The sequence below is a fragment of the Aeromicrobium sp. UC242_57 genome, assembly GCF_044452305.1.
In the GTDB taxonomy this organism is placed as follows: domain Bacteria; phylum Actinomycetota; class Actinomycetes; order Propionibacteriales; family Nocardioidaceae; genus Aeromicrobium.
The window spans coordinates 330,787-344,501 of the sequence record NZ_JBIOAM010000005.1 but is presented as its reverse complement, the minus strand read 5'-3'; the positions used below and the strand labels follow the sequence as shown (position 1 = coordinate 344,501).

9 protein-coding genes, 1 tRNA gene and 3 pseudogenes are annotated in these 13,715 nt (G+C 67.6%); 10 read left to right on the top strand and 3 right to left on the bottom strand.

All coding sequences use genetic code 11. From position 1 onward, the window contains the following. Nucleotides 1–52 precede the first annotated feature (52 nt). Nucleotides 53–1,039 carry a methyltransferase gene (locus ACHMWU_RS23560; RefSeq protein ID WP_396047675.1) on the top strand — a complete coding sequence of 329 codons (987 nt, stop codon included), beginning with the start codon at nt 53–55 and terminating at the stop codon, nt 1,037–1,039. Nucleotides 1,040–1,560: 521 nt separating this feature from the next. Here the strand turns inward: ACHMWU_RS23560 and ACHMWU_RS23555 are convergent. Beyond that, nucleotides 1,561–3,252: pseudogene (locus tag ACHMWU_RS23555) on the bottom strand (MFS transporter); the annotation flags it as partial. A 111-nt stretch (nt 3,253–3,363) separates the two neighbouring features. Between ACHMWU_RS23555 and topA the strand changes: the two are divergent. The 5 genes and pseudogenes from topA to ACHMWU_RS23530 all read left to right on the top strand — a co-directional run bounded on the left by topA (nt 3,364) and on the right by ACHMWU_RS23530 (nt 11,125). Further along, a pseudogene (topA, locus tag ACHMWU_RS23550) lies at nt 3,364–6,132 on the top strand (type I DNA topoisomerase). 147 nt (nt 6,133–6,279) lie between these two features. Further along, a complete protein-coding gene (locus ACHMWU_RS23545; RefSeq protein WP_396047673.1) occupies nt 6,280–7,299 on the top strand; it encodes a low temperature requirement protein A in 1,020 nt (339 codons plus the stop codon). A gap of 120 nt (nt 7,300–7,419) precedes the next feature. Further along, nucleotides 7,420–8,451, top strand: a complete 1,032-nt coding sequence (tmk, locus tag ACHMWU_RS23540) for a dTMP kinase (RefSeq protein WP_396047671.1) — start codon at nt 7,420–7,422, stop codon at nt 8,449–8,451. Continuing rightward, entirely contained in the window at nt 8,448–9,599 is a 1,152-nt protein-coding gene (locus ACHMWU_RS23535; RefSeq protein WP_396047669.1) for a DNA polymerase III subunit delta', read from the top strand. The genes tmk and ACHMWU_RS23535 overlap by 4 nt, the downstream gene beginning before the upstream one ends. Beyond that, on the top strand, nt 9,596–11,125 hold the full coding sequence (locus tag ACHMWU_RS23530) for an alpha/beta hydrolase (RefSeq protein ID WP_396047667.1): 1,530 nt from the start codon (nt 9,596–9,598) through the stop codon (nt 11,123–11,125). Before ACHMWU_RS23535 ends, ACHMWU_RS23530 begins: the two co-directional genes overlap by 4 nt. 25 nt (nt 11,126–11,150) lie before the next feature. Here the strand turns inward: ACHMWU_RS23530 and ACHMWU_RS23525 are convergent, their stop codons facing one another. Next, the gene (locus tag ACHMWU_RS23525) at nt 11,151–11,660 is read right to left on the bottom strand and encodes a DUF937 domain-containing protein (RefSeq protein ID WP_396047665.1); all 510 of its coding nucleotides are present in this window, start codon (nt 11,658–11,660) and stop codon (nt 11,151–11,153) included. Nucleotides 11,661–11,706: 46 nt separating this feature from the next. Beyond that, on the bottom strand, nt 11,707–11,994 hold the full coding sequence (locus ACHMWU_RS23520) for a chorismate mutase (RefSeq protein WP_396047663.1): 288 nt from the start codon (nt 11,992–11,994) through the stop codon (nt 11,707–11,709). Between the two features lie 95 nt (nt 11,995–12,089). On the opposite strand from ACHMWU_RS23520, the gene ACHMWU_RS23515 reads away from it, so the two are divergent. The 4 genes and pseudogenes from ACHMWU_RS23515 to ACHMWU_RS23500 all read left to right on the top strand — a co-directional run bounded on the left by ACHMWU_RS23515 (nt 12,090) and on the right by ACHMWU_RS23500 (nt 13,686). Further along, a tRNA-Thr gene (locus ACHMWU_RS23515) sits at nt 12,090–12,163 on the top strand. A 144-nt stretch (nt 12,164–12,307) separates the two neighbouring features. Then, nucleotides 12,308–13,062 (top strand): annotated as a pseudogene (locus ACHMWU_RS23510) (ABC transporter ATP-binding protein). A 7-nt stretch (nt 13,063–13,069) separates the two neighbouring features. After that, nucleotides 13,070–13,507 (top strand): hypothetical protein, encoded by a 438-nt coding sequence (locus ACHMWU_RS23505; RefSeq protein ID WP_396047661.1) that lies wholly within the window; start codon nt 13,070–13,072, stop codon nt 13,505–13,507. Next, a complete protein-coding gene (locus tag ACHMWU_RS23500; protein ID WP_396047659.1) occupies nt 13,504–13,686 on the top strand; it encodes a hypothetical protein in 183 nt (60 codons plus the stop codon). Before ACHMWU_RS23505 ends, ACHMWU_RS23500 begins: the two co-directional genes overlap by 4 nt. Nucleotides 13,687–13,715: the final 29 nt, after the last annotated feature.

Sequence of the window (13,715 nt, the reverse complement as noted above, 5' to 3'; positions counted from 1 at the left end):
GTTCCGAGGTCGACCATTTTGCGCCACTCGCGGGGTCTGGGAGGGTTGCCTCGTGCTTCCTTCCTCTGTGACCTCGCTGCTTCGCCTCGCCCTGACCCGGGCCGGATTCACCGTCGACGCCGTGTACGCGTTGCTGGGAGACGACGCCCATCGGGCGCTCGGACGCAATCAGAGCGTCCCGGCCCTGCGAGCCACCCGAGGGGGCGGTGACCTCGCGACGCTCGTGCGCCTGTTCGCCCTGCAGGTTCCGGTCGACCGATCCGCCGCCGACGCCGCACTGCCAGGACTGGTCGAGCCGCTGGCCGCCGCCGGGATGCTGACCGCGAGTGCCGGTGAGGTCACCGCACTCGTCGACATTCGTCCCTACGGCGACGAGGACCACGACTGGTGGATCGTGTGCGACCCGACTCCCGGTCTCGACGGACGACAGGCGCCCATGGACCCGTCATACGTCCTCGGCATCAGCGAGGCATCGTCGTCGCTGGCGCAGCTCACGATCCGTGAACCCATCGGCAAGGCGCTCGACCTGGGCACGGGGTGCGGCGTGCAGGCGCTGCACCTCGCTCAGCACGCCCGGCAGGTCGTCGCGACCGACGTCAACCCGCGCGCTCTGGCGATGGCCCGGCTCACCGCCGAGCTCAACGAGGCCGGCATCGACGTCCGCGACGGCAGCCTGTTCGACCCGGTCGCCGGCGAGACGTTCGACCTGATCGCGACCAATCCGCCGTTCGTGATCTCGCCTCCCGGCAGCCAGGTGCTGGTCTACCGCGACTCCGGCATGCCCGGCGACAGCGTCGTGCGACACCTCGTCGAGAACGCCGACGCCCACCTCAACCTCGGTGGCTGGTGCCAGATCCTGGCCAACTGGGCCCACCGTCGCGGGCACCGACTGGGAGGACGAGCTGGGGCAGTGGCTGGTCGGACGTCCGCTCGACGCGTGGATCCTGCAGCGCGAGCTCGTCGACCCGGCGGCCTATGTCGAGATGTGGCTCGCCGACGCAGGCCTCGCCACCGCCCAGGACTACATCCAGCGCTATGACGCCTGGCTCGACTGGTTCGACGCCGAGGGCATCGAGGCGATCGGCTTCGGCTGGCTGAGCCTGCGCAAGACCGATCAGACGCCGGTTCACCGGCTCGAGGAGTGGACCGGCGAGATCGCCCAACCGGTCGGTCGAGGCATCGAGGCCTGGGGCCGTCGGACCGATGCCCTGCGTGGAGCCGACGATGCCGCCCTGCTCGACCGGCCGCTGCGTCAGGCCTTCGACCTCGTCCAGGAGACCAGGGGTCCCGCGGGTGCGGACGATCCCGAGAGCATCGTGATCCGGTTGCAGCACGGCGTGCGGCGGAGCCGCCAGCTCGACACGATCGAAGCCGGTCTGGTCGGCGCGAGCGACGGCGAGCTGACGTCGGGACAGATCCTCGACGCACTGGCGTCACTGCTCGACCGCGACCCGGCCGAGCTGCGCCAGACCTACGCGTCGTCGGTGCGCGGCTGGCCGAAGAGGGATTCTTGGTCTGATCGATCTCGACCATGCGCTGCATGCAGACCAGGTCGAGCCACTCGCCGAACTTGATGCCGACCTGAGGGAAACGGCCGACCTCGACGAAGCCGTGCTTGGCGTGCAGCGCGATCGAGGCGGTGTTGGAAGCCTCGATCGCCGCGATCAGGCAGCGGACGTCGCCGCTGGCCTGGGCGCGCTCGACCAGGGCCGCCAGCAGCGTGTTGCCGATGCCGCGCCCGTGGTGGTCGACGTGCACGTAGAGGGTGTTCTCCATCGTGTGGCGGTAGCCGGTGCGAGGACGCCACGGACCGTAGTAGGCGTAGCCGGCGACCGCGCCGTCGAGCTCGCAGACCAGGATCGGCAGCGCGGCCTGCTGCTGCGCCGCGAACCACTGCGCGCGGTTGTCGAGGTCGACCGCGTGCTCGTCCCAGTTGGCGGTCGTGTTGACGATGGCCTCGTTGTGGATGGCCAGGATCTGCGGCAGGTCGGCGGCCACGGCGTCGCGGATCATGATGCGGTCTCCTCGCGGTGTGCTGGTTCTTCGGGCTGGTGTACTGCGGCGACGGGCTGTGCCTCGACCGGCTGGGGCCGGAACGCCGGGATCAACCGACCGCTCAGCGACACGATCGCGATGCCGGCTGCGACTGCGCCGCCCAACGCGAATCCACCCCAGGCGCCGACCTCGTCGATCGCCGAGCCCACCACGGGAGCGCTGACGGCGCCGCCGAGGGTGAAGGCCGTGCCCTGCCAGCCCATGGCCTCGCCGCGGCGATGCTCGGGCACGAAGCTTGGCGATCCACTCTCCGGCGGCGGTCATGGTCGGCGCGCACAGCAGGCCAGCGGGGATGACCCACAGCGACAACGACCAGACTTGGCTGCCGAGGCCCACCGGGATCGTGGTGAGGCCCAGGGCCAGCAGCAGGTAGGTAGGCCGGATCGAGGTGTGCCACGCGCCGTAGACCAAGCCGCCGACCAACGAGGACAAGCCCCACAGGCCGTACGCGATCCAGACCGAGCCCACCTCGTCGAGCTCGCGCAGCTGCGCGACGATGCCGAGGTCGGTGGCCATCAGCGCGATCATCGCGCCAGCAGAGATGAAGAACAAGAAGCCCAACGGCACCGACATCCACTTCGTGACGTCGTCGGACACCGGAGCATCGGCGCTGGGTGCGGACTTGGTGGGCGGGTTGAGCCACAGGAACAGCAGTCCGGCGATGCCTTCACACAGGCCGATCGCGATGAGCGCCGGACCACCGCCAGCGGTCGTCACGATCACGGCGCCGACAGCGGGACCGATGATGAAGCTGGCCTCGGCGATGACGCTGTCGGCCGAGAACGCCGTGCGGCGCTGGTCTTCGTCGACCATGACGGTCAACGCGAGCCGCACGATCGAGAAGATCGGGATCAGGAAGATGCCCATCAGGAAGGCCAGCGGGATCAGCCAGGCGTACGACGCGATCGTCGCGAGCGGGTAGAGGATGACCACGGCGATGACCGACGGCACGACGGCCCGTCGCATGCCGAGCCGGTCGATCAGGCGTCCACGCCACGGGGCACCGATCGCCATGCCGACCGTGCTGGATGCTGCGATGACGCCGGCCTGGGCGTAGGTGCCGCCCAGCTCGTCGACGACGTGCAGGGTGAGCACCAAGGGTGCTGCCATCGCGGGGATGCGTGCGAAGAACGCCGCGATGTACAAAGAGCGGATGGACCGGTCCGCCCACAATCGCGCATATCCTGAAAAAGCCACAGACTATCTTCGCATCGACTTCAGACACTGTTTGACCGCTGCTGCGGAGAACCTGTCGCACATCACACCAGGCCGTGCGGTGCGCGAAGGCTTGACATCACGCGTTAGCGTATGCCCGACCGCCCACTACAGGAGTTCCTCTTGACCTCGCTCGTCATCGTCGAGTCCCCCAACAAGGTCCGCAGCATCGCTGGCTACCTCGGGGACGGCTACGTCGTCGACTCGTCCGTCGGCCATATTCGCGACCTTCCGCGCGGTGCCGACGAAGTGCCGGCAGCGTTCAAGGGTGAGCCGTGGGCCCGTCTGGGCGTCAACGTCGACTCCGACTTCGAACCCATCTACGTCGTCTCTGCTGACAAGAAGTCGCAGATGACCAAGCTCAAGAAGCTGCTCAGGACGCCGACGAGCTCGTGCTCGCGACAGATGAGGACCGCGAGGGCGAGGCCATCGCGTGGCACCTGTACGACGAGCTGAAGCCGAAGGTGCCGGTCAAGCGCATCGTCTTCAACGAGATCACCAAGGACGCGATCCAGTACGCCATCACGCACCCCCGCGACATCGACATGGACCTCGTCGACGCGCAGGAAGCCCGCCGCATCCTCGACCGCCTCTACGGCTACGAGGTCAGCCCGGTGCTGTGGAAGAAGGTCATGAGCGGCCTGTCGGCCGGTCGCGTGCAGTCCGTCGCGACCCGGCTCGTGGTCGAGCGCGAGCGCGAGCGCATGGCGTTCAAGGTCGCGTCGTACTGGGACCTCGAGGCGACGTTCGACGCCGGTGAGGGCTTCGACCCGCAGCAGTTCCCGGCCAAGCTGTTCAGCATCGACGGCAAGCGCATCGCGTCGGGCAGCAACTTCGACAACACCGGCGCGCTGACGTCCGACAAGGTCGCCCACCTCGACGAGGCGCAGGCCGGTGCCCTGGCCGACGCCCTGGCCGAGCAGCCGTTCACGGTGCGCTCGGTCGAGGAGAAGCCCTACACGCGTCGTCCGTACGCGCCGTTCCGCACCACGACGTTGCAGCAGGAAGCCTCCCCGCAAGTTCGGCTTCGGTGCAGCCCGCACGATGCAGGTCGCGCAGCGGCTGTACGAGGGCGGTCACATCACCTATATGCGTACCGACTCCACGACGCTGTCGCAGACCGCGCTGACCGCAGCCCGGGCGCAGGTGCTCGAGCTGTACGGCCAGCCCTACCTGCCCGAGAAGCCCCGCGTGTACGCCAGCAAGGTCAAGAACGCGCAGGAGGCGCACGAGGCGATCCGACCGGCGGGCGAGAAGTTCACGACGCCGAAGCAGACCGGGCTCAGCGGCGATGAGCTGCGGCTCTACGAGCTGATCTGGAAGCGCACGATCGCCAGCCAGATGAACGACGCCAAGGGCAACTCGGTGTCGATCCGCATCGGCACCACCGCCAGCACGGGCGAGGACGTGGTCTTCGGCTCGTCAGGACGCACGATCACGTTCTACGGCTTCCTCAAGGCCTACGTCGAGTCCAATGACGACGCCGATGCCGAGGGCGACGACCAGCAGACCAAGCTGCCCAACCTGTCGGAGGGCAACACGGTCACTGCGGCCGAGCTCGGCAAGGCCGGCCACGAGACCAAGCCGCCGTCGCGATTCACCGAGGCCTCGCTGATCAGCGAGCTGGAGACCCGCGAGATCGGGGCGCCCCTCGACGTACGCGTCGATCGTCGGCACGATCCAGAACCGCGGCTACGTCTACAAGAAGGGCACCGCGCTCGTCCCGGCCTGGATCGCGTTCAGCGTCATCCGGCTCATGGAGCAGCACTTCGGCCGGCTCATCGAGTACTCGTTCACCGCCGAGCTCGAGGACGTCCTCGACGAGGTGGCCGGTGGTCGCGAAGAACGGGTCAACGTCCTCAACGGCTTCTGGACAGGATCAGGCGAAGGCGACACAGGTCTGAAGCGGCTCGTCGAGAACTTGCCGACATCGACGCACGCGGTCTTGCGACGTTCCCGCTGGGCGAAGACATCAACCTGCGCGTCGGTCGCTACGGCCCGTACGTCGAGGGGCCGCCGTTCACCGAGGACGCCGAGGGCAAGAAGGTCCCGACGCGCGGCAACGTGCCCGACGACCTGCCGCCAGACGAGCTGACCCTCGAGAAGGCCAAGGGAGCCTTGGCCAATCCGTCAGGCGTCGAGCGCGTGCTCGGCACGCACCCCGAGACGGGTCTCGAGATCACCGCCAAGAGCGGCCGCTTCGGCCCGTACGTCACCGAGGCGTTGCCCGAAGGTGCGAAGAAGGCCGACAAGCCGCGCACCGCGAGCCTGTTCAAGAGCATGGATCTCGACACCGTCACGCTCGAGGATGCCGTGCGCTCGTTGACGCTGCCCCGGGTCGTCTACGTCGAGGACGGCGTCGAGGTGACCGCGCAGAACGGTCGCTACGGCCCGTACCTGAAGAAGGGCACCGACTCGCGGTCGCTCGAGCGTGAGGAGCAGCTGCTCACGATCACCGAGGACGAGGTCAAGGCGATCTACGCCCAGCCCAAGACCTACGGACGCAAGGCCGCTGCGGCGCCGCTCAAGGAGCTCGGCAACGATCCAGTCAGCGGCAGCCCGGTGGTCGCCAAGGACGGTCGCTTCGGCATGTACGTGACCGATGGCGAGTACAACGCGACGCTCCGCAAGGACGACTCGTTGGAGACCCTGACCCCGGAGCGGGCCTTCGAGCTGCTGGCCGAGCGTCGGGCCAAGGGGCCGGCCAAGAAGGGCGCGAAGAAGACCACCAAGAAGTCGACCGCCAAGAAGGCCACGACCAAGAAGACGGCTGCCAAGAAGACGACGACGAAGAAGGCTGCCACCAAGACGACGGCAACCAAGAAGACAACCGCCACCAAGGCAGCCGCCAAGAAGGCCTGACGACCAGCTGGTGGTGCAGGATGGGCGCATGGTGCCCCCATCCTGCGGCCAGTTCGTCCGCGCGACCCGCACGAGCAGCACCGCGTCGCCTCGCCGCTCGAGCTCTTCACTGACCTTTGCTACGTCGTCGCGATCGCGCAGGCCGCGTTGGGACTTCACCACGAGATCACCCACGGGACAGCCGGACACGGGCTGGTGTGGTTCTGCGTGGCGTTCTTTGCGATCTTCTGGGCCTGGCTCAACTTCGCCTGGTTCAACTCCGCCTACGATCCCGACGACACGGTTCACCGCGTCCTGACGCTGCTGCAGATATTCGGCTCGCTGGTCGTGGCGGCCGGGGTGCCGCGGATGTTCGACCAGGAGTTCACGCTCGTGGTCGTGGGCTACGTCATCATGCGCATCGGGCTGGTGCTGATGTGGTTGCGCGTCGCGCAGGGACATCCTGACGGTCGACGGACGGCGCTGCGGTACGTCTACGGCTTGATCGCGGCGCAGGCGGCGTGGGTCGTGGCGCTGCTAGCGACGGGTGGAGACCTGCCGATCTGGTTGTTCTTGGTGCTCGCGGTGATCGACTTCGCGGTGCCCTCATGGGCCGAGCAGACGGCAACGACGCCGTGGCATCCGCACCATATCGCCGAGCGTTACGGATTGTTCTTCATCATCGTGCTCGGCGAGACGATCCTGTCGGTGACCTTGGCCTTGCAGGCCGCGTTCGACGGCGAGCGGCCACCGGCCGAGCTCTGGTTCGTCGTCGCTGGCGGCGTGCTGGTGACGTTCAGTGCGTGGTGGCTGTACTTCGCCCGCGAGAACGGCGACGTCCTGACGAGCAACTCGGTCGGCTACCTCTGGGGCTTCGGGCACTACCTGATCTTCGGTGCAGCGGCCGCCGTCGGCGCCGGCCTGGCGGCCCGGGTCGAGTTCTACGACCACCACGTCGAGGTCTCCGACCTGGTCAGCAGCGCCTTCGTCACCGGTCCCATTGCAGTCTTCCTCGCCGCACTGTGGCTCATCAGCATCCGGCTGCACGACTCATCGATCCGCACGGCTGGACCGTTTGGGCTCGCGATCGCGGCGCTGGTCGCGGTGACGTTCGTGCCGAAGTCCGAGCTGTGGGCCGGGCTCATCTGCGTGGCCCTGCTGGTCGTCGAGCTTGCGGTTGACCGCTGACGACCGCGAACGTTGATCTCGATCTTGTTCCGACCTAGCCTGTCGACGGGGATCGCCGTGTCAGTGCCAGGTCCTAGCATCGGGGCATGTCCGATCTGCCTCCAGAAGCTTCTCGACCGGGTGCGGTCGATCTGCCTGGCACTGCCCGAGGTCTACGAAGAGACCGCCTGGATCGGCGTGCGCTGGCGGGTCCGCAAGCGCACCATCGCGCACCTGTTGTCGGTCGACGAGCGGGAGACTTCCGTGCTCAAAGGAGCTTTCGATGTCGATGGCGAGGTCGTCGCCGTCACGTTCAGGGTGCCCGGCGAAGAGCCTGGCGCTGCGAGAGACCGGCTATCCCTTCGCCTATGCGGGCTGGGGACGCGATGTCATGGCGATGCACGTGACCGAGCAGACCGACTTCGACGAGCTGGCCGAGCTGATCACCGAGAAGCTTCTGCCTGCTGGCCCCGGCCAAGCTGGTCGCCCGGGTCGAACGCCCTTCAGCCCTCGACGGATAGGCTCGGCTCCATGGATCCGCTCTTCACCGACCACGGTGTGTTTCTGGCGCTGGAGGGCGGCGAAGGTGCTGGCAAGTCGACTCAGGCGGCGCTGCTCGTCGACTGGCTCGAAGGCCTCGGGCAGCGGGTGCTGCTGACCCGTGAGCCGGGTGGCACCGAAGTCGGTCAGATCTTGCGTCGCATCGTGCTGTCCAACGAGACCGGCGAGCTGTCGCCACGCACCGAGGCGCTGATCTACGCCGCCGACAAGGCCGAGCACGTCGACCGGGTCGTGCTGCCTGCCCTGGCTGAGGGCACCGTCGTGCTGACCGACCGTTACGTCGACTCGACGCTGGCCTACCAGGGTGCCGGTCGCGCCCTCGATATCGCCGAGCTGGAGCCGATCGCGCGCTGGGCGACGTCCAACCTCCGTCCGCACCTGACGATCGTGCTCGACATCGACCCCGAGATCGGCCACACCCGGTTCGAGGGCGCCGACCGGATCGAGTCCGAGCCCCTCGAGTTCCACCAGCGAGTCCGCCAGCACTTCCTCGACCTCGCCGCCGGCGACCCCGAGCACTACCTGGTCGTCCCCGGCGGAGGCACGCCCCAGCAGATCCACGACCTCATCCGTGCGGCAGTTGAGCCGTGGCTGAAGCAGGCCGTGCGGTGACCGCCACCGACGTGTGGTCCGACCTCGTCGGCCAGGAGCCGGTCGTCGAGACGCTGCGCGCAGCCGTCGCCTCGGCCGGCGGCGACGGTCGTTCGATGACCCATGCGTGGCTCTTCACAGGCCCGCCAGGTTCGGGACGATCCAATGCCGCACTGGCCTTCGCGGCCGGTCTGCAGTGCGAGCTCGGCGGATGTGGCCAGTGCCAGTCGTGCACGACGGCGCGGGCCGGCAGCCATCCCGACATCACCGTCATCACGACCGAGGGACTCTCGATCGGCGTCGACGACATCCGCGAGTACGTGCGAGCGTCGTCGTTGCGCCCGGCACTCGGCCGTTGGCAGCTGTTGATCGTCGAGGATGCCGACCGGTTGACCGAGAAGGCGGCCGGTGCCTTGCTCAAGGCGATCGAGGAGCCGTCCAAGCACACCGTCTGGATGCTGTGCGCCCCCTCGGCCGAAGACGTCATGATCACGCTGCGGTCGCGCTCGCGGTCGGTGATCCTGCGGACGCCCGGCACCGCCGCTATCGCCCGGTTGCTGGTCGAGCGCGACGGCATCGAGCCGTCGATGGCGCAGGCCGTCGCAGCCGCGTCACAGGGGCACATCGGTCGAGCCAGGGGGCTGGCCCGAGATCCGGCCGCGCGCGAACGGCGCAAGCTGATCTTGTCGATACCGGCCTCGATGCACGACTTGGGCGACTGCCTGCGGGCTGCAGCGCAGATCAATGAAGAGGCTCAGGCCAGGGCCAAGGACTACTGCGATCCGCAGGACGAGAAGGAGATGGAGAACCTTCGCGCGGCCTGGGGCGTCGAAGAGCGCGGGCGCCGACCAGCCGGTTACGCCGGAGCGCGCTCGACGCTGGAGAAAGATCAAGACCGCCGCCGCAAGCGGATGGCCCGCGACGCGATCGACGGGGTGCTGCTCGACCTGCTGTCGTTCTGCCGCGACGTCCTGGCTCGCCAGTGCGCCACCGGCATCGACCTGGTCAACGCCGACGTCGCCCGTGACATCGACGAGATGTCACAGGTGTGGACGCCTGAGTCGACGATTGCCGCGATCGATGCCATCGTCGAGTGCAGGACCGCGTTGACTGCCAATGCCGCTCCGCTCCTGGCTCTCGAACGCATGATGATGGGACTTCGCCGGTGACCCGTGCCCGCACGACTGTCATGCTGTCCCTCGCGCTGGCCCTGCTGATCGGCATCGCGGTCTACGCCGCTTTCGCAACCCGCAACGGCACGGCGTTCGTGAAGCCCTCGCCGGTCGACGAGCCGGCGCCCCAAGGTCTGCAAGCGTTCTACACCCAGAAGCTCGACTGGTCACGGTGCGGTTCCGGTGCCGCGCAGTGCGCCTGGGTCAAGGTCCCGATCGACTACGCCGCTCCTGACGGCGAGACGACCCGCATCCGGGTCAAGGTGCATCCCGGCGACGGCGCGACCCGCAGCCTGCTGGTCAACCCCGGCGGGCCCGGCGGATCAGCGATCGACTTCTCCAACACGATGTTCAACCGGCTACCCGCCGAAGTTCTCAAGATGTACGACGTCGTGGGCGTCGACCCCCGTGGAGTCGGTCTGAGTTCGCCGCTGGAGTGCCTGTCCGACAAGCAGTTCGACGAGTTCATCGCGACTGACTCGACGCCCGACGACGCCGCCGAGCTCGCGGCCATGCGGCAGAGCAGCACCGAGCTGGGCCAGGCCTGCCAGCAGAACTCCGGGCCGCTCGCTGCCCACGTCTCGACCGTCGAGGCAGCCCGCGACATGGACATCGTGCGGGCGTTGCTCGGACGCAGCGAGCTCGACTGGTTCGGTGCCTCCTACGGGACGCTGCTGGGTGCTGTGTACGCCGATCTGTTCCCCGCCCAGGTCGGTCGGATGGTCCTCGACGGTGCGGTCGACCCCAGCGAGACCCCGGTCGAGGGCAGCTTCGCCCAGACCGAGGGCTTCCAGCGCGCGCTCGACGCCTACGCCAAGGACTGCGTCAAGTCTGACGACTGCCCCCTCGGCGACGACGCCGACGCTGGCATCGACAAGATCGTCGACCTGCTCAAGCAGCTCGACGGCGCTCCTATCGAGGTCGGCGACCGCACCCTGACGGAGAGCAAGGCGTTCTACGGCATCGCGGTGACGTTGTACGACCAGGAGACGTGGTCGATCCTCAGCGATGCGCTCAAGGCCGCCTTCGATGGTGACGGCGGTCTGTTGCTGCAGCTGTCAGATGCCTACTTCAGCCGCAACAGCGATGGGTCGTTCGCCAGCAACGCCGGCCAGGTCATCTACGCGATCAACTGCCTCGACGCAGGGCAGGGGATGACGATCGAGCAGACCAAGGCCGAGATCCCGCGGTTCACGAAGGAGTCGCCGGTGTTCGGCCCGGCGCTCGTGTGGGGTGCGTTGGGCTGTGCTGACTGGCCCATCGAGGCGACCAACCCGATCCCGAAGATCGACGCCGACGGCGCAGCGCCGATCCTCGTGATCGGCACGACCCGCGACCCGGCCACCCCCTACGAGTCAGCCGAGGCGCTGGCCGACCAGCTGACGTCGGCTGTGCTGCTGACTCGTGAGGGCGACGGGCACACGGCGTACTTCTCTGGCAACAGGTGCATCTCCGACGCGGTCAACACCTATCTCCTCGAGGGCAAGGCGCCCGCCGAAGGAACGACCTGCAAGGAGTCGTAGCCGTCGTCAGCGTCCCGCCCTGGGGCTAACGGCCGAAGATCGCGCCGAGGATCGACCCGATGTCAGGCGAGCTCGCCTTGGCCTCGGAGTTGGCCTTGCTGACGACGTCCTTGACCGTGCCGGTGTCTGCCTTGCCGCCGCTGGTGGCCTTCTTGGCCAGGAACGCCATGACGAGCGGTGCGACGATCGCCAGGATCTTCTGCACGTCGCCGCCGGACACGCCGTCCTTGTTCTTGGCGATCGCGTCGGAGACGTCGGGTGTCGACCCGCCGAGCACCTTCTCCAGGATGCCGCTGCCGAGAGCGCCGCTGATCAGTCCGCCGAGGTTGCCCAAGGGGTTGGCATCGGCGTGCGCCCCCAAGGCGTTGGCGAGAGATGCGGCGCCGTCGTCGCTCTGCACGTTCTTGTCCATGCCGCCGAGGAGAGCCGGCAGGCTGTCCTGGATGACGGACTCGACCTGGTCGGGCGAGACGCCCACCTGGTCGGAGATCTGCTGGAGCGGGAGCTGGGTGAGGATGTCGTCTACGAGAGCCATGTCAGCACACTAGTGCTCAGATGACGGGCCAGACCAGAGCCAGATGTCAGCCGCGGACGTCCTCGTGGTGGCGGATGACCTCGGCGACGATGAAGTTGAGGAACTTCTCGGCGAACGCCGGATCGAGGTCGGCCTCGATGGCCAGCGCCCGCAGTCGGGTGATCTGACGTTCTTCGCGAGCCGGGTCGCTCGGCGGCAGGTCGTGGTCGGCCTTCAGGCGGCCCACCCGCTTGGTGTACTTGAAGCGTTCAGCCAGCACGTGGATGAGGGCAGCATCGATGTTGTCGATGCTTGCGCGGATCTCTTCGAGTTCAGCCTGCGTCGCGTCAGTCACGCGGGTGATTCTACGGGGGTGGGTCGGTGACGCGTGCTCGCGACCACCCGGTAGACTTTCTTTTCGGTTCACCGGGCGATCCTCGGCGAACCTTGGCCGCCTTAGCTCAGTCGGTAGAGCGTTTCACTCGTAATGAAAAAGGTCGTCGGTTCGATTCCGACAGGCGGCTCCCCGAAAGTCAGACCCTCGGTCCCCGGTCTGGTCCGTCCCCTTCGTGCCGGACCGCGCGTGATCGCCACGTCCTCGACGTCGCGCCGATGCCCCCGGACTCAACTACTGTGTGTGCCTCGACGTCATCACGACGAGGAGACTCATGACCGCCTCAACGCAGACACCGGTCCGGGCCGCAGCCGCCCGTGCCGTCGACGCCCGCAAGACATATGGCGAGGGCGATGCCGCTGTCCACGCGCTCGCTGGGGTGACGGTCGACTTCCCTGAGCGTGAGTTCACCGCGATCATGGGGCCGTCCGGGTCAGGCAAGAGCACGCTGATGCAGTGCGTCGCCGGGCTCGATCGCCTGACATCGGGCTCGGCCTATATCGGCGACACCGACATCTCGAAGCTGAACAAGAACCAGCTGACGCTGCTGCGACGTGACCGGCTGGGGTTCATCTTCCAGCAGTACAACCTGATTCCGTCGCTGAGTGCCCGCGAGAACATCTTGCTGCCGCTGACACTGGCCGGCACCAAGGCCGACGACGCGTGGTTCGACGAGATCGTGCGGACAGTGGGGCTCACCGATCGGCTCGACAACCTGCCGAGTCAGCTCTCGGGCGGCCAGCAGCAACGGGTCGCGGGTCGCTCGCGCCCTGGTGCCCAAGCCCGACATCATCTTCGCCGACGAGCCGACTGGCGCCCTCGACTCCCGCACGGGCATCGAGATCCTGACGTTCATGCGTCGTGCGGTCGACGAATCCGGACAGACGATCGTGATGGTCACCCCACGACCCGCACGCCGCGTCGTACGCCAACCGGGTGCTCTTCCTCGCCGACGGGCAGATCGTCGACTCGATGGACGACCCGACATCGGACCGCGTGCTCGACCGCATGAAGCGGTTCGAGGGCTGATCGCGCCGTGATCAAGCTCGTCCTGAGCAGCGTGCGCCACAACCTCGGGCGCTACCTCGCGACGCTCGTGGCCATCATCGCCGGCGTGGGCTTCTACACCGCCGTCAGCGTCATCTCCGACGGCGTCATCGACTCCCTCGAGGGCAACATCGATGACCAGTACGGCAACGTCGACGTGGCTGTCGTCCCGGACGACCCCGCGACGGTGGAGAGCACGGGCGCACAACCCGACCAGCTCAAGGTGCCGCAGTCTGCGGTTGACCAGCCGTCGCGCTCCCGGGGGTCGACGGAGGGGCCGGCATCCTCACGGCGCCCGTCGCCTTCCAGAACGGCAAGGGCAAGCCGTTCGCCACCTCGGCCACTGGGCGGTTGTGGATCACTGACAAGGATCTCAACCCGCTCTCAGTCGTCGACGGTGAAGCGCCCAGCGCTGCCGGTGAGGTGACCGTCGACCAAGGGCTCGCGGGCGACGAGCACCTGAAGGTGGGCGACCAGGTCACCTTGCTGACGCTGGCGGGCGGCCAGCCGGTCCAGGTGGTCGGCATCACTGAGTTCGGCGACTGGACGCCCTTGACAGCGGCGGGACCGTCTCGATCGGTGAGGCGGACGCCTTCGCCTGGCTGAGCGGGGAGGCAGGAGTTCAGCCCCTTCTA

Coding starts and splice junctions, on each gene's coding strand:
- ACHMWU_RS23525 (WP_396047665.1), bottom strand. CDS start 11,660: ATGGCTCTCGTAGACGACATCCTCACCCAGCTCCCGCTCCAGCAGATC.